This window comes from Vibrio sp. 10N.222.52.B12, assembly GCF_002875385.1.
Taxonomy (GTDB): domain Bacteria; phylum Pseudomonadota; class Gammaproteobacteria; order Enterobacterales; family Vibrionaceae; genus Vibrio; species Vibrio jasicida.
Genome location: NZ_MDAW01000116.1, coordinates 26,203 through 44,583, shown reverse-complemented (window position 1 = coordinate 44,583; position 18,381 = coordinate 26,203). Strand labels below are relative to the sequence as shown.

The following is an 18,381-nucleotide window of genomic DNA, read 5'->3' as shown; positions in this document are numbered from 1 at the left end:
CAATGCAGCAATGGAAAATTCGTATTCTCTCTGGTGTTCATGCCGGAGTAGAGGTGACCTTACCCAATGATTCATTGGTGTTGGGGAGCGATGACTTTACCGCCGATCTTGTGTTGACCGATTCGGACATCAAGGCGAGTCACCTTGTATTGGTATGCGATGGCGAAACCGTCTTACTGCGTGATTGCGATGAGGTCTCGATCAATAACGAGAGCGTTACCGTTGACGCTGATGGGTTTAAATTATCGCGTAACGCCTTGGTGTCGGTTGGCCGCTTAAACTTTGCGGTGGGACATCTTGAAGACGACTTGGTTATCGATATCGCAACGGAAGCCGCAGATAAACATGTGGCACCGGTCAGTCATAAACCGTCGTCAGGTTGGAAGAGAACGGTCTTGATCGGCTTGATGTGTAGCCTGATCCCAAGTGTGATATTTGCCGGTGTTTGGTATAGCCAAATCCGAGCCAGCGACAGCGATGCTATTACTGAAGCGGAGCCCATCGTTTTGGTGCGCAATATTCTGAGCGAATTAAAGCTCGATGATGTGCGAGTTGAGTGGAATGCCACGGCAAGGCAGGCCGTACTGGAAGGGTATGTCGAAGACAGAACAGCAAAACTGCAACTGCTGGGAAGAATTGACGCGCTAGGGATCAACTACAAAAGTGACCTGCGAACCATGGAAGAGATTCGTCGCGGCGTGCGCTTTATCTTACGTAACCTCGGTTATCACCAAGTCAAAGTTGAAAATGGTGAAGAGACCGGCACGCTGCTCTTAACGGGGTACATTGATGATGCGAGCCGTTGGAGCCAAGTCGAGCAGATATTAGAACGTGATGTCCCGGGGCTGGTCGCTTGGAAGGTCGAACTGCAAAGAGCGGGCGCCTATATGGATACGCTCAAAGCCTTGCTTGAAAAAGCTGAGTTATTAAAGAAAGTTCAGTTAGTAACAAGTGGCGATCGTATTGAAGTACGCGGTGAGTTGGACGATATCGAGACCACTCGCTTCTATGGCGTTACGAGGGATTTCCGTGAGCAGTATGGCGAGAAACCTTATTTGGTTTTGAAGTCCATTCCTAAAGTAAGCAAGGGAACCAACATCGATTTTCCGTTTCGTAGCGTGAATTTCGGCCAAGTTCCTTATGTGATTCTTACGGACAATGTTCGTTACATGGTTGGGGCTCGCACCCCTCAAGGGTATCGCATTTCTAGCGTCACCCCATCAGGAATAGAGCTGGTGAAAGGCGGGCGAGTGATCACGATCGATCTAGGGTATGAAGGTGGAAATACCAATGACAAATCTTGAACAACTACTACAAAGCGACTCAGGGCAGGAACAGAAAGGGGCCATTGTCCTCAAGTTCAAGCAAGCGCAATCTGCAGTTAAGCGCCAGCTCGATCTTGGCTGTGCCCCCCATGAATATCAGTTGCTACTCAAACAGCATGAAGCCTACCAAGCGGCTCTAGCTGTGATTGAAACTGTCGAATGCAATAAATAACCAAGAGGCGATACCTATGTCATTTTACGATGCGAGTAACAGTGTTTATCTCGATGATGTTAAAGCGAAACTAGAAGAACAAGCAAAAGCGGCGAATGAAGCCGTGAATGAAGCGATCAAAAACCTAGAAACGAACGCTGACGACCCATCAAAGCTGGCTGAATTGCAGCACACCATCAACAAATGGTCGGTGGTTTACAACATCAACGCGACCACCACTCGTGCTATCAAGGATGTGATGCAGTCGATTCTGCAGAAGGTGTAAGTTATGGAAAAAGACATGCGTTTGCTGCTGGCCGAAACGGCTTTGATGGCAACCGGTATGCATCGCCACGAAGAGGCAGAGACAATTGCGTCTTGCCTTGAATCCCAAGGGGATACCGAAGAAGTCGTGGCAATGATTCGCTCTATGAGTTTGATGAATCGTGGTCGCTACGAAGAGGCGCATCGCCTGCTTGAACCGATGTGCGTGAACTCTCCTGACTTAGTCTGCTTAGCGGCTCTGGCGGCGGGTAAAGCAGGGTTAGCGAGTAAAGCGGAATCTTGGCTGGCGATGGCTTCAAAAGGCAGTGAAGAAAACCAAGCCTTTGCAACGAGCTTCTCTCAGGATATCAGGAACCTTTAATGAAGGTTGAAAACAACTCGCTCAACTATGTACTCAGTCAGGTTCAGCAGCCAGCCAGAGTTGATCTGCACGAGGCAAACAAGATGAACCGTTTGATGAGTGAAAGTGCATCAGACAGCAATTCATCAAACAAGAGCACATCGCCAGTGCAAAAAAGCACGGACATCGTCTCTCAATCTGAGGCCAAAGTGACGGCAATTAAAGAGTGGTATGAAGCGCTCAAGAGTTCCGGAAACTTTAGCTCAACGGCACTTAGCCGCTCACTTGACGGAGCGCTTACTTCTCCAAGCGAGCAGAAAGAGGCGTTGTGGTATGCACTTAGCCAGGAAAGAAGCGTAAAAGGCACCGATAAAGCGTCACCAGAACTACTGGCTTCACTCGAACAAGAGTTACTGGGCAGCTTTTCAGGACGTTTGCTGGCCGATCCCCCAAAAGACCGTGAGGAGCTAAAAGTGCTGCTGTCTGAGCATTTCCCTCTGGGGGCGCAAAAAGAACAAGCACTTTGGCATAGCTGGGCCGAGTTGAAAGACATTCCTGATCAAGAACCATTGTTAGACATGGTTCGGGAAGAGTTGAGCTTTGTTATACAAATCAACTCGATGGTCAAAAACATGCTGACTTACAGCCACAAACTAGAGCTCTCATAGGAACGCAGATGATCAATACGCAGTACACCGAAGTCATGCAGACGAATCTAGAGCAAGTGCAAGATGCGCAAGCTCAGGATGGGCTTAGCGAACGTTTCGAGCAAGCGATGTTGGCCCCGGAAGGAAACAATGGTTTAGAAGGTGGCTTGTTAGAAAACATAAGCGAACTGAAAAATACCATCGATAACGCAAAAAGCAGTTTAACCGACAGTATGAAAATGGTGGGTGACGATCCTGCTCAGCTTTTGCAAATGCAATGGGCGTTGACTCGAATTACCTTTCAAGAGGAACTGATCGCCAAGACGGTAGGTAAAACGACGCAAAACGTAGAAACACTGTTAAAGGCACAGTAGTCACAATGAAGTCAGTCATCACAAGAAAAACAATGCGTGCAGTAAGCATGTTACTGGTTCTATTTTTGGTGGGTTGTCAGACCGAACTTTACACCGGTGTGAGCCAGAAAGAAGGCAACGAAATGTTGTCAATCTTACTTTCTGAAGGTGTCGTCGCCACCAAAGAACCGGATAAAGACAACACCGTCAAGTTGATGGTAGATAACGCACAAATTGCGTTTGCGGTTGATGCGCTTAAGCGCAAAGGCTACCCAAGAGAGCAGTTCTCAACACTTAAAGAAGTCTTCCCGAAAGACGACCTGATTTCGTCTCCGCTTGCTGAGCGAGCAAGACTTATTTACGCGAAATCGCAAGAGCTGTCGTCCACATTGTCACAAATTGATGGTGTGTTGGTCGCTCGCGTTCACGTGGTACTTGAAGACCAAAATCTTCGTCCTGGTGAGCGCCCAACGCCAGCATCGGCATCTGTGTTTATCAAGCATGCAGCGGATGTGGCGTTGGACTCTTATGTCCCTCAAATTAAGCTGTTAGTAAACAACAGTATCGAAGGGTTGAACTACGATCGTATTAGCGTGGTGATGGTGCCATCTTCGGAAGTTCGCGTGACGTCTCAAGGTAATCAATTCGAAAGCATTCTGTCGATTCAAGTGACCAAAGACACCGCAAGCCATCTGATTGCTATTCTTGTTTTCTTGGTACTGCTGATCATTGGCTCTAACGCAGCAACGTTTGCTTGGTGCCGCAGGAACGTGAAACGTGGTTAATTCCGAAACGCCGGCTTCCCAAATTCAGCATCAGTTTAACTATTGCCCTTGCAGCTATATTGACGAAAGTTGGGTAATGGAAAAACAGCCTTGGTTGTTAAAACTCCAAGGCTGGAGAAACCAAGCGGCCATCAATCAGTGGTGTATTGAAGACTGGGCGTTGTCGCCAATTACGGACCATGCTTTTAATCATCCATACAACAGTCTGGCTTTACTGCCTGTAGAGGCAACAAATCGACTGCTGTTGATGATTGGCGGAATCATGCATTGCCAAGCGATGCGCCAAGTGGTGCTAAAGCAACCTAAACAATGTCTTAATCAGGTCTTTGGAGTGGATGAAACGCGTTTTTTGATCCAACAAGGACCGATGATGATTTCCAACTGGCCCAGCGGTTGGCAAAAGCCACTGCCAACCAGCCTCGACGAAAAAAGCTTTGAAAAGACAGCCCGAGAGCTAGGATATTTATGGGTCACGTTCTTACTGGCAAAGTCACCATCAGAGTTAGTACAACGATGGCAATTTAAGCTCGATCGTCAACTGACGCTCACGGATCGCAGTGCAGATTGGTTGGATGACGCGCATCGCGATCTTGCTTACCGACTTATCAAGAAAATCGCAAAACAGGTAATTCCTCAATGGTTTCATTTGTTGAAATAAAAACCGACAACTTGCAATTGGCGCCGGGCTTAAAAGTGCTCAAAGCAAAAGACTATGTGAGTTACTTAGATTCGCAGCATTTGGTTGAGGCGGCGCACTCAAAAGCAGAAAGCATCATTGCGAAAGCGGACGAAGCCTATGAGCTAGAGAGGCAGCGAGGTTATCAGGACGGCATCGATCAAGCGAAGATCGAGAACGCCGAAACCATGCTGGCAACACTTGCTCGATGCAACGAGTATTATTTGCAGGTCGAGCAAAAAATGACAGGCGTTGTGCTCGATGCCGTCAGAAAGATCATCAACAGCTTTGATGATGTGGATACCACAGCAAGTGTCGTGAGAGAGGCGCTCCAGCTCGTCAGTAACCAAAAGCAAGTGATTCTGCATGTACATCCAGAGCAGGTTACTGAAGTGCGGGAGAAGGTTTCTTCCATACTCAGTGATTTCCCTGAAGTGGGGTACGTTGAAGTTATTACTGATGCACGTTTAAAAAACGGCGGCTGCATATTGGAGACCGAGGTCGGTATTATTGATGCGAGCATCGACGGGCAGCTACAAGCACTCAAGCATGCCATCACCAAGCAATTGAGCGAACGCCAGCAGATGCAGCCTTAACGCGTTTATTTTTGCACTCCGTAAGTCCAGCCATGCTGGGCTTTTTTTACGTCATCATATGCCTTGTTCTAAACGGCTTAAAATGAAAAAAAGCCGACCATATCTAGCATATTCCCCCATCCGAATTCAGCATAATCACTCCATCAGCCAATACTCTGCTCTTATCTAAACCGCAGAGATGTAAATACAAAAATAGGAATGTAAACCAGATGGTCAACGGATTTATATCGACCCTTCTAAACGACTTTGCAAAGCGTTGCCAAATAGAAACGCTGGAATTTGATGAAGAAGGCTGTTGTCGCTTAATTATTGATAACGAAGTGGCGATTACACTTCGAACAAATGAAGAGAAGCTGACGCTTATTGGCTTAATTTCCGGTGAGAAACCACATCCCGATGTTTATTTTAAACACATGAAGGCAGCATTAACAAAAGATGAGCCCTACGTCTGTTGGGATGAAGATGCTGGCTACATCGGTTTTATTCACATTCATCAAACGATGTTAACTGAGACATATTTTGAAGCGTCGATTGTTCAGCTTGTGGACTGGCTAAAACAGTCAGCAACGGCTCAAGAGCCAGCGACGCAAGAACAAACACAGACAATAGATGCGGCTCAATTTGCCACACTAAGGGTATAAATGATGATTAGTTTTGGAAACGTAAGTGCGCTACAAGCCGCAATGCCGCAAGCGCGAAATGAGATTCTGAATGAAGGCAAACTCAATGTTGGTGGCAAGGAATATAAGGTCGATGCAGATACTCAGCAGTTTGTTCGTTCAAACCCAAGTAATAGTGCAGTCGCTCGATTCTTTGAAGCAACGGGTAAGCTTTTTAGAGAAGGCAACACAGACTCAGTAGCGAAAGCGATTACGAAATCGGTATTCGATAATGAACTTGGACAAGCTCAGCGCTTGCAAACCAGTTCTTCTGTTGAGCACGGTCAAATGCTGTTTAAAGATGCCAGCCTTAAAACGCCGGCCGATGTGTTAAATGCCTTTAGCCGACTTGATGCTCAGGCGATTAAGTCAGACAGTGGTGAACTTAACCAATTGGCTGAGCGCGCGATGTCAGAAGCGCTATTGGATACGAAATCAGGACAGGACTTGAAGTCACAAATTGGTGAGGGTTCAACAAAAGCATTAGCTGGCAAAGTTGTTAAAGCTTTTGGTGGCGGTGCGATGGGCGTGAAGAACAACCCAAATACCGCGATAGGCTTGGAAGTTGTATTTGAAACCGAGGTTAAGAACTTAAAAGCGGCACAAGCACATATTGAAGGTTTGGCAAACACAGATTTGAGTTCGGGTGTTTATGCCGATTCGCTAGCGGAAGAGAAATTCAATAAAACGGGCACGACGAACAACCTTGAACGCGCGGCGGCTTGGATCATCAACGCATCGACTTCGAAAGGAAACGATGCTGATAATATTACCGCGCTTCTTAAAGAATACGCGGCTAATGATAAAGACTTGCTGAACATGGATAACTTAAAAGAGCTTCATGCGCGAGCAGTGCCGAATATTGAAAGAGATTACCGAGGCCCAGCGACGGCTGGTGGTGCACTTCCATCAAGCATCGGTGGTGAAGGCATGCTAAAACAGCACATTGAGGGCTTTTTGAAAGAAAACCCCGTGGAAGATAAAGACCTTGGAAAGCAGTTGTTTGCGGGCGTGATTGGCTACCATGGCTTCACGGATGGTAACGGTCGTATGGGACGTATGCTGTATGCGATTGCTGAGCTGAGAAACGATGCATTTACGCCTCTTGCTTTAAGCGCAGAGCTTAGCCTCCACGGGATTAAGTAAAAATCTAAACCATATTGAGAGCGACGAAAGTCGCTCTTTTTCATCGTAAGTCATATATAACCGACTCATTAACATTGAAATATGAAACCGAAATAATAAGCCGTTGCATTACTGTTTTTGATGTTTTTATATTGGACTAATAAGTTCAACCTATTGATATTCTTTATTGTTAAATAGCCGTCTTTCACTGGTTTTTCATATTTATTTCGCCTGAATTTTCTCCCGATATTTATTTCTATTATTTTGTGCAGTAGTTCACGAGAGGCAATAGAAAACAACAAAATAAAAGCTAATTTCGACATCGTAATCTTTCTATTCATTGTTTACTAGAGAGAGTAAAAATAAGGAGTTGCAATGAATACACTACAAGTTCTATTAAATGAGTTTTGTGAGATAAATGAGTTACCTCCACTGAACTTTCCTGAAGAAGGTCGCTGTCAGTTATTAGTTGATGACCGTTACGTTATTTACTTTAGCGCAACAGATAACAATGATCTTATTCTATCCGTGGCTTTTGGCGGACTCGAAAAAAGTGGTGAACTGAGGGTGAAAGGCCTTGAGCTTCTGGCTCATGCTAATTATTTCGCCATTGCAGAAGGGGACTTAACCCTGTCACTGGCTCCAAATGGCAGACAGCTTGTTCTTGCGGGCAGGAAGCCAATAGAGCACTTAGATGCAGCGAGCTTATCGACTTGGTTCCATGCTCTCAATGAGCAAGCTCAGCTCTGGCAGGCTCGATTTGCAATGCTAGACCAAGACATCACTCCATTACCCAACACACAACCACATCACGTACAGACCCTTCGAGTCTAAGGAGTTCATCCATGGTAAATCCAACTAATAAAATCAGCCAAAGCCCGGTTCCTAACTTAGACCAATTTCGTTCTGTTGCGGCGCAAAAAGATGACCGAGTAATCAGTAAGCGTGGCAAGGTAAAAGAGCCGTCGACTTTCCATAAAGGGCAAAAGTTTGCGGCAGTGAGTGAACATTTGCTGCGCTCAAAATACCCAAAGTACTTTCAAGAAAATATTAAGACTCACCTTGATTTAAAGCAGGCGTTATTAAAACAAGAAAAGCCAGAGATGGCACTGTTAGCTTTCTCCCTTGTCAGCCCATCAGGGTACCGAGGTGAACCACTAACGGAACGAAAGATCCTTGAAGTAGTGAACTTGTTGGAAGAGGTTAAGATTGACGGTAGCGCTTATGAAAACCTCAAAGGTACGTTTGATTCGATCAGTCACGATCCTCGCTTACAGGTGAGCATCGAAAATCAATATCCAGGAAAAATGGACGGCTTTGGGGCAGAGTTGCTTGAGATGGCAAAAGATAAGCTCAAAGGCACTGGTGTGAATGCGGCGATTAACCTTGTCTTGCCAGGCGTTGGATTGCTGGTGGCGACAGGTCGAGAGTTGCACAAAGCAGCGGTAAATGGCGATGCAGAGGCTTACCATCATCAATTGGATCAAATTGCGCAACTGCCCGGTCGTGATCAGAGACTTGCCTTGCCGATGCAACAAGCCTTAGCACACGGACACGCCACCTTGTCGACTGAAGGTGCTGTTACAGCAACATTAGGGATGGCTACAGGCAGCCTTGGTGCTTTTGGAGTCAACTCTGTGGGGACCGCGGGTGTACTTCCTGTTGCAAAAGAAGCTTTGGGCAGTATGGCGGCATCAGGTTTAATCAGTGGCTCTGGTTTTGTGGCAGGTCAAGCGGGCTCATATGGTTTGAATAACGAAGCTCAAGAGGTGCTTCGTCAAGATCCCATGTCTGGTGTGCTACCACGTATCGAAGTGTCTAACAGCAAAGGAGACTTTACCTTTAGCATGCAAGATGCAGCGTCAGTACGTGCTTTGATGGCGTATTTAGGCCCAAAAGAGGACAAGTCGATGACGTCTCCTCAAGCGCCGAAAGAAGCACAGGAAATGGAAGCAGCGCGCTTAACGCTCAAGAAAATGCTGGGCTCTGAAGCCAGTGAACACTTGGTGCCAGATGTGGACTCCATGCTTAAATTAAGTGTCGAAGATGCACCGAGCCAAACGGAATCGGTGGCGAATGGGGCATTTAAAAAACTGCTGAGTGAAGATTGGGATTGGTTAATGCCAGCGGTCAGAGCGATTGACCAAGGCAAGGCGCAAGACATCAACAAGACCTTGACCTACAAACTGCCTCTCGATGCAGAAAACGGACGAGTGTACTTGGATAAAAGCCCGAACCTGAATGAAGGGCAACTGTCAGCGTTAGAGAAGCTTGGTTCACCAAGCCAGTTAAGATTGATGTACTTGGCAGAAGGTTGGATTTAATCCGTTGAGTTTAAAAGAAAGCTCGCGGCTAAATCGTAGTTAAGAAGAAAAAACAAAAGGGAGCATCGGCTCCCTTTGTGTTCAGTTAAAACCCTTAAAAAAACGTTGCCAGTGCTTGTTCCTATAAAGACAAAAATAAATCTGTTTCCCCGTTATTCCTCAGACTGCTCAAGAGACGCAACCCAACGCAGGATCTCAGCGGTAGCTTCAATAAGATCGCCAGGAATGTATTGGTTTAACTGACCATCGGCATAAAGGGCACGTGCGAGCGGTACCTTTTGCATCACAGGAATACCTTCTTCATGGGCTATCGCGATCATACGTTTCGCCATTGCATCGGTTTCTTTTAGAGTAATCACAGGCAGCGGTGTTTCGCCCTTTTTATAGTACAAACCAATAGCGATGTGGGTTGGGTTAGTGACCAACACATTCGAACGTTTAACGTTATCTCTTTGGTTGGAGGCTTGCAGCTCTTGGTGCAACTGACGACGCTTACTCTTGATTTCGGGGCTGCCTTCCATCTCTTTATATTCGCGTTTGACTTCGTCTTTAGTCATCTTCAGTTGCTTGGTGTGGTCGAACTTTTGGTAAGCGTAATCTGCAGCGGCAATCACGATAAAGCCGAACGCAGAAATGACCATCAATTGTTTGATCAACACACCAGCGATGGTTGGCACACATTCTAATCCGCACGTCGGGATTTGCAGTAGTGTGTTTAAGTTGCCTTTCAGTGTCACCCAAATGATGCAGGAAAGGAGCGAGACTTTAAGAATCGACTTAATAAACTCAATGATGCTTTTTAGCGAAAAAATTCGTTTCGCCCCTTCTACGGGGTTGATCTTTTTGATATCTGGCTTGACGGATTCACCACTAAACAGCAAGCCGAATTGCCCCATGTTCGACATGATGGCAATCAAAGCTGCCACTATCAGGATCGGCGCCAGCAGGTAAACCATTTCTTTGGCAATGGCGATAGCAACGTCAAGTAACGCATCCTGAAACCCTTGATAAGCCAACTCACTCGGCAGCAAAAGTAGGGCCGAGATATGCGACATATAGTAATCGGCAAAGGCAAATAAGACGGCAATCAAGGCTAGGATTAACGCCGATGAAACGACTTCCTGGCTTTTGGCGACTTGCCCTTTTTGTCGGGCATCCCGAAGCTTCTTAGGGGTGGGGAGTTCGGTTTTTTCTCCGCTCATTGCTCTTCCTGTTTGTTATTACCAAATGATATTGAGCTGTTCTCTGAACAGTACGATTTCAGAGAAAAGGGCTTGAAAGTGGTTCATCATCAATGCCAAATAAACAATCAATAGCACGCTGGCAATGGCACTTTTGATCGGCATGGCTAAAGAGAATACGTTCAGCTGTGGGGCGAATCGGCTAATCAATGCGAGTCCAAACTCGGCAAGAAACATGGCTAGAACCAAAGGCGCAGACATCAAAACGCCGAGCCACATTAATTGCTCGAACTGAGCGTAGAAAAAATGCACCCATTCCTCGGTTACCGTTGGGAAAAAGCTGATGACAGGCCACGACGCATAGCTGTTAAACAGCGCATAAATAAAAGCGATAAAGCCACCACCAGAGAAGAACAAGGTGATCAGTGTTTGAGTCAATAGCACAGCCGTTGGCGTTGACTGGGAGCCGAGAGTGGGGTTAAACATACTTGCCATCGCAGCACCACGTTGGTTATCCACTAGAAACCCTGCCGCCTCAATAGCCCAAAAAGGGATTGCTGCAACAAAGCCAATCAGCATACCCAATAGTACCTCTTTGCCTAAGATGACCATCAACCAAATCCCGTCCGTTTCTGCGGGCAGGTCTTGTTGGTTAATCATTGGGAAGATAAACAGCGCAAGCGAACACAAAACACCATTTCTTACCAAGGTGCCACCCAGCGTTTGTTTGTTTAAGATCGGCAAAAATATAAAGCAAGCCATTAACCTAGGGAGCGTCAAGCTGTATAGGAACAGGGCTTGGTGCAAATCATCGTAACTCATCGTATTTGCGGAATTTTATCCAAGGTCAACGTGGCAAATGAATGCAGCTCGGCGCCCAGCCATTGTGTGGTAACAAATAGGGTAATGATGACGGCGATCAGTTTGACGACAAAGCCTAACGTCTGTTCTTGTACTTGTGTTAGCGCTTGGACGAGAGAGACCAAGGTACCGACAAGTGCCGCAACCAAAATCGGTGGCAGCGACAAGAACAGAACAAGCGTTAGAGCCTGAGTGGTGAAGTGGATGATTTCAGCCGGATTCATGCTTCTCTCCTCATTATCCGTAACTGAGCACTAGGCCATGGGTCAACTTGGTCCAACCGTCTAGCAACACAAAGAGCAACAACTTGAATGGCAGTGAGATGGTCATTGGCGAGACCATCATCATGCCCATTGCCAGCAAGATGTTGGATACGATCAGATCGATAGCGATGAATGGCAGGTACAACAAGAAGCCAATCTCAAACGCTCTAGTGAGCTCACTCACGGTAAAAGCGGGGAGCAACAACAATAAGCTGTCTGACTCTAAACGGTCGACGTACTTTTGTGGCCACAAGGTTCTTGCTGCATCGGTAAAAAAGACCGATTCAGTTTCACGGATGTGCTTTTTTAAAAACTCACGATACGGCTGCAATCCACTTTCGATTAAACCTTCGATGCTCTCTGAATCTTCAAGTGAGATTTCGTGCTGGGTCACGTAGTCATAGGTTTCAAACCCTACTGGCGCCATGATGAAGATCGACAGAATGATCGCCAATCCGTACAAGGCCATATTGGGTGGAATCTGTTGTACACCTAGTGCATTTCTTAGCAGAGAGAAAACCACGGCCAGTTTAACGAAGGAGGTCGCCATCATTGCAATGAAAGGAACCAGAGCAAGAAGGGCAAGTGTGACGATGAGGTTCAGTTCATCAGGTAACTGGATCATGCTGGCTCCTGACTGCCGCCAAACAGCTCGAGCACGCGCACACCCAAGCGTTCATTGATGTTCACAAGCTCGCATTCCCCAATGATTTTTCCGTTTGCTCGCATGGTGACTGGGTTAGAAATTGGTTGGTTAAGCTCAAAGGTAAACCCTGGTTGCAGTGCGTTAAGTTGTTCTAAAGTAATGGTTTGCTGACCAACATCGAAAGTCAGTTCAATTGCCAATTGCTGGTGGTCGGTCAGTGCTTCAGAGCTGTTGATATCGTTCATATTGGTTTCTTTTTTTTGGATATGGAGTGTCGTATTGTCGAGTTGGCATCGCCAAAGGTTCTGATTCGAGACCTGAAGCAGCACTTGGTGTTGCGCGATGTAGCAATCATCGAAAAACACCACATCGCCCAGTGTCAGTTGCTCAAATTGACTGAGCGCCAAACGCGTTTTTCCAAAGCTCAACCAGAAGGGCAGTGCGATGTTTTGGCTCAGGTAAGAGGTCGCTTGTGGCAGAGTGTCAATCAACACATCTCGACCTTCATGGACCCACAGGCTAAGAGAGACATCATCGCGATTGATGGTGAGCATCAACACGTTTTCTTCTGGTGTAGGCTGCTCATGAACTTGCAACTTGCTCAATACCGGAAGTTGTCCAAATAAGCGCTTAATCACGTCGGTGTAGGGCTCAATTTGGCTACTGAGCAGCGCCAATTGCAATGAGTTTGGCAGTGATTCAAATGCCGTCGAGTCAAGAATGCCATGTAGCCATTGCTGTAATTGCGCACCGCTGAAATCGATTTGAATGGTTTGCCCACCAATGAGTAGCGTTAAACGATAGCCAGAAAACTCCGGTTTTTGGCCAAGCGTGGCCGATAAGCTATTGCTCTGACTATCTTGAAAGTGGCACTGTTTTGCGCACAGTTGATTGCTCAGCGCGATGCTTGAAGGTTCGACCTTTGGGAAATCTAATATCATCATTCGTCCTCAGGCTTCCATTCATCGTAAATGCTGCGTTGTTGTCGTGAGCGTTGTTGGTCTTGTTGTTGGTTCATCTGTTCGCTGACGGCGATCCGAATCGGTTGGTCGATGCCTAAACGTTGCAGACGCTCGGTCAACTCTTGCTTAGCCGTTTGGTTGATCAGCGAAAGAGCGTGCTCTTGCTTAATCAGCACGCTGTAGCCAGAACTGTCCTGCTTGATGGAGATCTCGCCGCCTTTTAATTGACCTTCATTAAGAAGCAGACGAACTTCTTTTTCGTTTGCTGAAGGAAGAGACACGTAGATCTTGTCGACTAACTTATTAATCAATTCATTTACGTTTTGAGTTCTGCTCTGGGGCGCGTGTGTCTCTACGTTTTTAAGGATGATGTCGCCTTGCGCTGTTGATTGGCTTAGGTTGCCCGTCGGGTGAAGCTTAGCGTCCGACTCTGAACTTAGATGACGCTGTTCGATGTGCTTCACTGCTTTAACCTTCTCTTCAAGTGCGGACAATGCGGCTTTCGAGTCGACAATTTTCGAGTCCACAATAGCAGTAGCGTCTTTTGTGGTTGGGTCGAGTTTGTGAGCCGCTGCATCCAATTTATGCAGTTGACCTTGCAGCACACTCTGCACGGTTGATGGCTCAGCTTTGTTCCGCAGATTGGCTTGGTCAGTCTGAATCGGTAATACCTGATCCTTTAGAGCGTTAGGCAAGCTGGTCATCGGTATTTTAGGATCACGAGACGAACCATTATCTAATGGTGCCGTGCTTACCGAGCTGACTTGCTTATTGTTCGAGTCTTTTTCTGCCGCAGAGTTAGAAGTCAACTGTTGTGGTTTATCCGTTTCTTTACCTCTTATCGACTGCTCGATTAGAGGGTGTGGTTTAACGGGTTTGGCAGTATCTGAATGTGGCTCTTTCGTAGGGCGCTCTGAAGCCTCGCTATGGCTCTCTTCGTTTTTATCTTTGTTGTCCAATACCTGTACGGTTTCTCTTTCTGAGAGATCGTGACTTGGCTTTTCTGGGTGCAAACCAGCGTCTGACTTCTCATTAGTAGGTTGATCTTTCAAGTTCTCAGGGTGCTCTTGGCCACCCTCGATCTGCTCTTTCCCCGCCTCAGGAATAGCACTGCTGACCTTGCCTTTGTGCTTCATGCCATCGAGCTTATCTGCGTTCAATACAGCAGCGAATAAGCGAGAGGTCTCTGACTCATGTTCGCTCTCTGCTTGCGTTGGCTTAAGTGCATTATTAAAGCGAGATTCGAGCTCTTCTGAGATTTGGTTGACTGGCCTCTGTTGAACCTGTTGCGGACGTTCAGTTGTGTTTGGATGATCGTTTTTGACTCGCATCTTTACCTTCTATGAAACAACAACGCTGCGAAACTCTTCTTGTTCGAGCTCTTCTTGATACTGCACTTGGCGTGCTTGCTCAGCGATTTCTTGTTCGTTTAATTGAATGAATTTTTCTTTGGTTTTATGAGCGGCCAGAGCTTCTTGCTTTCTTTCCTTGAGTCGCTGGTTCTCTTGTTCCAATGCCTTTTTTTCTTCTGCAGCTCGTTGTTTTAAATCGGCTTCTCTTTCCCTTAACAGCGCGATTTCTTGTCGCAATATTTCAAGTTCTTTTAGAACGACAGTTTTCTGTTTGGCTTTTGCAAAGCGCCGCTCTTCTTCCTCTTCGCGCCATTGACGATAATCAACGACAGACTGTCCCGCCTTTCGGAGTGAGGCTCGCGCGTTATTGACTCGATACTCTTGTTGCTGAACCGCGCGATCGGCACGGTCTGCACGAATTTTTTTTATCTCTAGCAATTGCTCGATCATAAGCCTGCAAGCTCGCGCAGCTGCGTGACGGTTTCTTCGAGTTCACTTGGCTCGTGCGTGCCTTGGCGTAAGAATGCTCGGATATCATCCCCCTGTGCGATGGCCATATCCGCGCGACTGTCGGCGCCGTGTTGGTACTCACCAATTTTGATCAGCAGTTCGACTTCTTCATATTTGGCCAGCATTTCACGCATGTGAGCCGCGGACGCTTGATGAGTTTTATCGACGATTTGGTTCATCACACGGCTAGCCGAGCGAAGCACATCAATGGCTGGATAGTGGTTCATCGCCGCCAGTTTGCGAGAGAGAATGATGTGACCATCGAGTATCGAACGCGTCTCATCGGCAACCGGTTCTGTCATATCGTCACCTTCCACAAGCACGGTATACAGCGCGGTGATGGAGCCTTTGTCTGATTGACCTGCACGTTCCATCAGTTTTGGTAGTGCGGCAAAAACTGAAGGCGGATAGCCTCGTCGTGTTGGTGGTTCGCCAGCTGCCAAGCCGATTTCACGCTGAGCTCGGGCAAAACGCGTCACCGAATCCATCAGCAGCAGGACACGCTTACCTTGGTCGCGGAAGTACTCCGCGATGGAGGTCGCGACGAACGCCGCTTTGGCACGTTCCATTGCTGGTCGGTCTGAGGTTGCGACAACCAATACTGACCTTGCCATGCCTTCCTCCCCAAGGTCGTGTTCGATAAATTCTCTTACTTCACGGCCCCTTTCACCGATGAGGGCAAGCACGGTTACATCGACATCGGCAGAGCGAATGAGCTTGGCGAGTAGGGTACTTTTACCTCCGCCAGCCGCAGCAAAAATGCCCATCCTTTGTCCTTCACCACAGGTGAGCAATCCGTCGATGGAACGCACGCCCATCGAAATCGGCTTTTCAATCAGCTTTCTCTGCATTGGTGGCGGCGCATCACGATAAACCGGATACCAAGCGCTCGGTTCAGTGCTTTGAGAGCCATCGAATGGGCGGCCCAGGCCATCGAGAATCTTCCCTAACAGATGATCACCAACGCCGACTTCGTGCATTTTTCCAAGCGGGCTCACTTCGGTATTGGAGGAAATACCAAACATGTTGCCAAGTGGGGTAAGCAACGCATGGTGCTGCTGAAAACCCACCACTTCCGCAAGCAGCGACAAGGTTTGATCGGGGTTACGTAGCTCACAAAGCTCGCCGACACGAACACCAGGCACAACGGCTTTGATGATGGTGCCAGTCACTTGAGTCACGCGACCGCGGATTTGGATCAAACGCGTTTGCTTGATGGCCGATTGTTGAGTTTCGGTGATGTATGAGAAGTCGTTCAATTTAAGAAAACATGCGCAATAACTGATGCTGGGAGAATAGAAAGGATGGCGCCGTATTTATAGTGACTATTGGTCGGGAGTTTTTAGAAAACTTAAAACGCCCTAAAAAAACACGTCTGATTTTGACAGCCGATTAAAAATGCAATTCCTATAATTCGCTCATATTGTAGGAAGGAGTGCAAATCAATGAGCACTATCAATCGCCAAATTTTAACGGGCAACAAATTTGACGCGCCAATTCGAAGTAACCTTGAGTCTTCCCGCACGGGAGCCTCGGTCAATGGTAATTATCGAGGTGAAACTGTCCGCGTACACAATGCAACTCAGTCGTTGTTTGATGCGATGGAAGAGCTGACGGCGTTAGGTTCAGAAAAAGCAGAAAAAGACCTCACGAAACGCAAAGTGAAAGACGGCAGCATTCGCGTGAATGAAGCGCATGAGCTGGTTTCTGATTACCTAAGAAAAGTGCCTGATCTTGAGAAGAACCAAAAGATCAAAGACCTTGCTACCAAAATGGCAAGCGGCAACTTATCAACGATTGCTCAGTTACAGGCGTACCTCAACGGATTCTCTGAAGAGAAGAGCCATCAGTACCTCGCGCTGCAAGCAGTGAAAAAGTTCCTTGGCGCCAATCCAGAAAGTAAGAACTTATTGGCGCTGATAGACCAAGCCATTCTGACCTTTGAGCAGAACCCGGACTCTTGGGCTCAGATTGATACTGAAATTCGTGTTTCAAGCTTCGCGGATGAATACAGCCAAGAGCAAGGCTTTAGCAGTTTGCACCAATTGCGTGGTTTCTATCGCGACACGGTACACAGCTACCAAGGTTTAGGTTCAGCATACAAGGATGTGGTAGAGCGTTTTGGTGCAAAAGAGGTCTCCACGGCGGTCGATTTTATGTTGCAGGGCATGAGCGCAGATTTGAGCGTGCAAGGTAGCAATATTGACTCCGTTAAGCTTCAGCTTCTGATGTCCGATATGCAAAAACTTAAGACGTTGAATACGCTTCAAGACCAAGTTAGTAACCTCTACCAGATGTTCAAACCTCAGCAGGCAAACTATGGCTTATCAAGTTACTGATTTGATGTCAGATGTCATCGCTTTGGTTGAACAGCGTTGGGTTGGAAGTGCCGAGATATGGAACCTAGTGAACGCCATGGAGTTGGCATCCACGGAGCGAAAAATTAGCTTTTTTAGGGAACTGCACAAACTGATTCGCCATATTCCAATTGATGTATTTAACGACGAAGAACAGCGACAAAACCTAATACAAGCTGTGCAAAAGGCGCTTGATGAAGCGATTGATTTAGAAGAAGAGGAAATGTGGGACGATGAACTGGATTGATGCGTCAGTGGATGATTTTTGCCGAGGAATGGGGCTTGAAGCGGTGGACTTCTCGTCAGCAGGACGTGTTCAACTGAGCTTCGAACAAAGCGGGACTCTGCATATCGAGAAGCATCAAGACTGCCTGTTTCTCATGCTGGCGAAACCGTTGCCTTGGCACCAGTCGAATGAGCCGATTAAAAAGGCGTTGAGTTTTTGCCATGCAGGTCAAGGTTGGCCATTCCTCATTAAGACTGGGTTGCTGGATGAACAGACACTGGTCTTCTCTGCACAAATTGAAGGGGATGAAGTGACCTTGCCAACCATCGAACAAGCGTTCGCTCTACTGGCTCGTTTACATAAAGATGTGGCGGATTCATGAGTCGCATTAGTACATTAAACGTTGGTATTGAAGGCTTTACTCACGTTTCGCTTGAGCAAGTTGAAAACGACTTCCCACAGCGTTTTCAGCTGTTGCCTGATGGTCAAGCCATCGCGACTCACCTAGAGAAACTGTACGAGCTTCGCCCCTCTGAGCAGTACTTGATGTCGCTTGCCAAGCCAAAGTTGACGCATTCGGAGCTACTTCGCCCAGACAAATACCGTCAACAGTTTGATACCACTCAGCAGCGGCTTCAGGAATTGGCGCAGAAAAATGGTTCGCACGCGCTCAATCAGGCACTGGAAACACTGCAAAGTACCCAATTAGACCAACGTTATCTCACCATGGCGTTGAATCTACTGATTCAGGTTTAAG

General features: G+C 47.1%; 25 protein-coding genes. 17 read left to right on the top strand and 8 right to left on the bottom strand.

Annotation, left to right across the window (positions count from 1 at the left end):
* Window positions 1-2: 2 nt before the first annotated feature.
* The 13 genes from sctD to BCT11_RS12075 all read left to right on the top strand — a co-directional run bounded on the left by sctD (window position 3) and on the right by BCT11_RS12075 (window position 9,266).
* Window positions 3-1,304, top strand: a complete 1,302-nt coding sequence (gene sctD, locus BCT11_RS12140) for a type III secretion system inner membrane ring subunit SctD (protein WP_102388422.1) — start codon at window positions 3-5, stop codon at window positions 1,302-1,304.
* Entirely contained in the window at window positions 1,291-1,497 is a 207-nt protein-coding gene (locus BCT11_RS12135) for an EscE/YscE/SsaE family type III secretion system needle protein co-chaperone (RefSeq protein WP_102388421.1), read from the top strand. The genes sctD and BCT11_RS12135 overlap by 14 nt, the downstream gene beginning before the upstream one ends.
* A 16-nt stretch (window positions 1,498-1,513) precedes the next feature.
* Window positions 1,514-1,762 carry a type III secretion system needle filament subunit SctF gene (sctF, locus tag BCT11_RS12130; protein WP_005426103.1) on the top strand — a complete coding sequence of 83 codons (249 nt, stop codon included), beginning with the start codon at window positions 1,514-1,516 and terminating at the stop codon, window positions 1,760-1,762.
* A gap of 3 nt (window positions 1,763-1,765) precedes the next feature.
* Window positions 1,766-2,122, top strand: a complete 357-nt coding sequence (locus BCT11_RS12125) for a YscG family type III secretion system chaperone (RefSeq protein WP_038876023.1) — start codon at window positions 1,766-1,768, stop codon at window positions 2,120-2,122.
* The gene (locus BCT11_RS12120) at window positions 2,122-2,769 is read left to right on the top strand and encodes a YopR family T3SS polymerization control protein (protein ID WP_042605854.1); all 648 of its coding nucleotides are present in this window, start codon (window positions 2,122-2,124) and stop codon (window positions 2,767-2,769) included. The genes BCT11_RS12125 and BCT11_RS12120 overlap by 1 nt, the downstream gene beginning before the upstream one ends.
* A gap of 8 nt (window positions 2,770-2,777) precedes the next feature.
* Window positions 2,778-3,122, top strand: a complete 345-nt coding sequence (sctI, locus tag BCT11_RS12115) for a type III secretion system inner rod subunit SctI (RefSeq protein ID WP_005426285.1) — start codon at window positions 2,778-2,780, stop codon at window positions 3,120-3,122.
* Window positions 3,123-3,139: 17 nt separating this feature from the next.
* Window positions 3,140-3,886: a type III secretion inner membrane ring lipoprotein SctJ gene (sctJ, locus tag BCT11_RS12110; protein ID WP_029388702.1), complete on the top strand. Its 747-nt coding sequence runs from the start codon at window positions 3,140-3,142 to the stop codon at window positions 3,884-3,886.
* A complete protein-coding gene (gene vscK, locus BCT11_RS12105; RefSeq protein ID WP_102388420.1) occupies window positions 3,879-4,544 on the top strand; it encodes a SctK family type III secretion system sorting platform protein VscK in 666 nt (221 codons plus the stop codon). The genes sctJ and vscK overlap by 8 nt, the downstream gene beginning before the upstream one ends.
* Window positions 4,523-5,158: an HrpE/YscL family type III secretion apparatus protein gene (locus BCT11_RS12100; RefSeq protein WP_102388419.1), complete on the top strand. Its 636-nt coding sequence runs from the start codon at window positions 4,523-4,525 to the stop codon at window positions 5,156-5,158. The genes vscK and BCT11_RS12100 overlap by 22 nt, the downstream gene beginning before the upstream one ends.
* Window positions 5,159-5,367: 209 nt before the next feature.
* A complete protein-coding gene (locus tag BCT11_RS12095) occupies window positions 5,368-5,799 on the top strand; it encodes a CesT family type III secretion system chaperone (protein WP_102388418.1) in 432 nt (143 codons plus the stop codon).
* A 3-nt stretch (window positions 5,800-5,802) separates the two neighbouring features.
* Window positions 5,803-6,963, top strand: coding sequence for a VopS family T3SS effector adenosine monophosphate-protein transferase (locus BCT11_RS12090; RefSeq protein ID WP_102388455.1), 1,161 nt, complete (start codon window positions 5,803-5,805; stop codon window positions 6,961-6,963).
* A gap of 354 nt (window positions 6,964-7,317) precedes the next feature.
* The gene (locus tag BCT11_RS12080; protein ID WP_102388416.1) at window positions 7,318-7,776 is read left to right on the top strand and encodes a CesT family type III secretion system chaperone; all 459 of its coding nucleotides are present in this window, start codon (window positions 7,318-7,320) and stop codon (window positions 7,774-7,776) included.
* 11 nt (window positions 7,777-7,787) lie between these two features.
* On the top strand, window positions 7,788-9,266 hold the full coding sequence (locus BCT11_RS12075; protein ID WP_102388415.1) for a cation transporter: 1,479 nt from the start codon (window positions 7,788-7,790) through the stop codon (window positions 9,264-9,266).
* A 152-nt stretch (window positions 9,267-9,418) separates the two neighbouring features.
* On the opposite strand, the gene sctU is transcribed toward BCT11_RS12075, so the two are convergent.
* Genes sctU through vscN form a run of 8 tightly spaced genes read right to left on the bottom strand, consistent with a single transcriptional unit; the run spans window position 9,419 to window position 16,300 of the window.
* Window positions 9,419-10,468 carry a type III secretion system export apparatus subunit SctU gene (gene sctU / locus BCT11_RS12070; protein ID WP_042605849.1) on the bottom strand — a complete coding sequence of 350 codons (1,050 nt, stop codon included), beginning with the start codon at window positions 10,466-10,468 and terminating at the stop codon, window positions 9,419-9,421.
* Between the two features lie 18 nt (window positions 10,469-10,486).
* The gene (sctT, locus tag BCT11_RS12065) at window positions 10,487-11,269 is read right to left on the bottom strand and encodes a type III secretion system export apparatus subunit SctT (RefSeq protein WP_102388414.1); all 783 of its coding nucleotides are present in this window, start codon (window positions 11,267-11,269) and stop codon (window positions 10,487-10,489) included.
* Complete coding sequence (gene vscS / locus BCT11_RS12060) at window positions 11,266-11,532, bottom strand: SctS family type III secretion system export apparatus subunit VscS (RefSeq protein WP_005426136.1); 267 nt, start codon at window positions 11,530-11,532, stop codon at window positions 11,266-11,268. Before vscS ends, sctT begins: the two co-directional genes overlap by 4 nt.
* A gap of 13 nt (window positions 11,533-11,545) precedes the next feature.
* Entirely contained in the window at window positions 11,546-12,196 is a 651-nt protein-coding gene (vscR, locus tag BCT11_RS12055) for a SctR family type III secretion system export apparatus subunit VscR (RefSeq protein ID WP_038866882.1), read from the bottom strand.
* The gene (gene sctQ, locus BCT11_RS12050) at window positions 12,193-13,158 is read right to left on the bottom strand and encodes a type III secretion system cytoplasmic ring protein SctQ (protein ID WP_102388454.1); all 966 of its coding nucleotides are present in this window, start codon (window positions 13,156-13,158) and stop codon (window positions 12,193-12,195) included. Before sctQ ends, vscR begins: the two co-directional genes overlap by 4 nt.
* Window positions 13,158-14,510: a type III secretion system needle length determinant gene (locus tag BCT11_RS12045; RefSeq protein WP_102388413.1), complete on the bottom strand. Its 1,353-nt coding sequence runs from the start codon at window positions 14,508-14,510 to the stop codon at window positions 13,158-13,160. The genes sctQ and BCT11_RS12045 overlap by 1 nt, the downstream gene beginning before the upstream one ends.
* A 9-nt stretch (window positions 14,511-14,519) precedes the next feature.
* A complete protein-coding gene (locus BCT11_RS12040) occupies window positions 14,520-14,981 on the bottom strand; it encodes a YscO family type III secretion system apparatus protein (protein WP_102388412.1) in 462 nt (153 codons plus the stop codon).
* The gene (gene vscN, locus BCT11_RS12035) at window positions 14,978-16,300 is read right to left on the bottom strand and encodes a SctN family type III secretion system ATPase VscN (RefSeq protein ID WP_038866887.1); all 1,323 of its coding nucleotides are present in this window, start codon (window positions 16,298-16,300) and stop codon (window positions 14,978-14,980) included. The genes BCT11_RS12040 and vscN overlap by 4 nt, the downstream gene beginning before the upstream one ends.
* A gap of 186 nt (window positions 16,301-16,486) precedes the next feature.
* Between vscN and sctW the strand changes: the two genes are divergently transcribed.
* From sctW to vscX, 4 genes are read left to right on the top strand one after another with little or no spacing between them, the layout of a single operon-like run.
* Window positions 16,487-17,380, top strand: coding sequence for a type III secretion system gatekeeper subunit SctW (gene sctW / locus BCT11_RS12030; RefSeq protein WP_102388411.1), 894 nt, complete (start codon window positions 16,487-16,489; stop codon window positions 17,378-17,380).
* Complete coding sequence (locus BCT11_RS12025; protein WP_005426113.1) at window positions 17,361-17,645, top strand: TyeA family type III secretion system gatekeeper subunit; 285 nt, start codon at window positions 17,361-17,363, stop codon at window positions 17,643-17,645. The genes sctW and BCT11_RS12025 overlap by 20 nt, the downstream gene beginning before the upstream one ends.
* Window positions 17,632-18,006, top strand: coding sequence for a type III secretion chaperone SycN (gene sycN, locus BCT11_RS12020; RefSeq protein WP_038875764.1), 375 nt, complete (start codon window positions 17,632-17,634; stop codon window positions 18,004-18,006). The genes BCT11_RS12025 and sycN overlap by 14 nt, the downstream gene beginning before the upstream one ends.
* Window positions 18,003-18,380: a type III secretion system protein VscX gene (gene vscX, locus BCT11_RS12015; RefSeq protein ID WP_005426245.1), complete on the top strand. Its 378-nt coding sequence runs from the start codon at window positions 18,003-18,005 to the stop codon at window positions 18,378-18,380. The genes sycN and vscX overlap by 4 nt, the downstream gene beginning before the upstream one ends.
* The last annotated feature ends 1 nt before the right edge of the window (window position 18,381 follow it).

Bases quoted from the DNA above. Each gene is read 5' to 3' on its own strand.
- sctD (WP_102388422.1), top strand. From the start codon at position 3: ATGCAGCAATGGAAAATTCGTATTCTCTCTGGTGTTCATGCCGGAGTA.
- BCT11_RS12135 (WP_102388421.1), top strand. From the start codon at position 1,291: ATGACAAATCTTGAACAACTACTACAAAGCGACTCAGGGCAGGAACAG.
- sctF (WP_005426103.1), top strand. From the start codon at position 1,514: ATGTCATTTTACGATGCGAGTAACAGTGTTTATCTCGATGATGTTAAA.
- BCT11_RS12125 (WP_038876023.1), top strand. From the start codon at position 1,766: ATGGAAAAAGACATGCGTTTGCTGCTGGCCGAAACGGCTTTGATGGCA.
- BCT11_RS12120 (WP_042605854.1), top strand. From the start codon at position 2,122: ATGAAGGTTGAAAACAACTCGCTCAACTATGTACTCAGTCAGGTTCAG.
- sctI (WP_005426285.1), top strand. From the start codon at position 2,778: ATGATCAATACGCAGTACACCGAAGTCATGCAGACGAATCTAGAGCAA.
- BCT11_RS12100 (WP_102388419.1), top strand. From the start codon at position 4,523: ATGGTTTCATTTGTTGAAATAAAAACCGACAACTTGCAATTGGCGCCG.
- BCT11_RS12095 (WP_102388418.1), top strand. From the start codon at position 5,368: ATGGTCAACGGATTTATATCGACCCTTCTAAACGACTTTGCAAAGCGT.
- BCT11_RS12090 (WP_102388455.1), top strand. From the start codon at position 5,803: ATGATTAGTTTTGGAAACGTAAGTGCGCTACAAGCCGCAATGCCGCAA.
- BCT11_RS12080 (WP_102388416.1), top strand. From the start codon at position 7,318: ATGAATACACTACAAGTTCTATTAAATGAGTTTTGTGAGATAAATGAG.
- BCT11_RS12075 (WP_102388415.1), top strand. From the start codon at position 7,788: ATGGTAAATCCAACTAATAAAATCAGCCAAAGCCCGGTTCCTAACTTA.
- sctU (WP_042605849.1), bottom strand. From the start codon at position 10,468: ATGAGCGGAGAAAAAACCGAACTCCCCACCCCTAAGAAGCTTCGGGAT.
- sctT (WP_102388414.1), bottom strand. From the start codon at position 11,269: ATGAGTTACGATGATTTGCACCAAGCCCTGTTCCTATACAGCTTGACG.
- vscS (WP_005426136.1), bottom strand. From the start codon at position 11,532: ATGAATCCGGCTGAAATCATCCACTTCACCACTCAGGCTCTAACGCTT.
- vscR (WP_038866882.1), bottom strand. From the start codon at position 12,196: ATGATCCAGTTACCTGATGAACTGAACCTCATCGTCACACTTGCCCTT.
- sctQ (WP_102388454.1), bottom strand. From the start codon at position 13,158: ATGATATTAGATTTCCCAAAGGTCGAACCTTCAAGCATCGCGCTGAGC.
- BCT11_RS12045 (WP_102388413.1), bottom strand. From the start codon at position 14,510: ATGCGAGTCAAAAACGATCATCCAAACACAACTGAACGTCCGCAACAG.
- BCT11_RS12040 (WP_102388412.1), bottom strand. From the start codon at position 14,981: ATGATCGAGCAATTGCTAGAGATAAAAAAAATTCGTGCAGACCGTGCC.
- sctW (WP_102388411.1), top strand. From the start codon at position 16,487: ATGAGCACTATCAATCGCCAAATTTTAACGGGCAACAAATTTGACGCG.
- BCT11_RS12025 (WP_005426113.1), top strand. From the start codon at position 17,361: ATGGCTTATCAAGTTACTGATTTGATGTCAGATGTCATCGCTTTGGTT.
- sycN (WP_038875764.1), top strand. From the start codon at position 17,632: ATGAACTGGATTGATGCGTCAGTGGATGATTTTTGCCGAGGAATGGGG.
- vscX (WP_005426245.1), top strand. From the start codon at position 18,003: ATGAGTCGCATTAGTACATTAAACGTTGGTATTGAAGGCTTTACTCAC.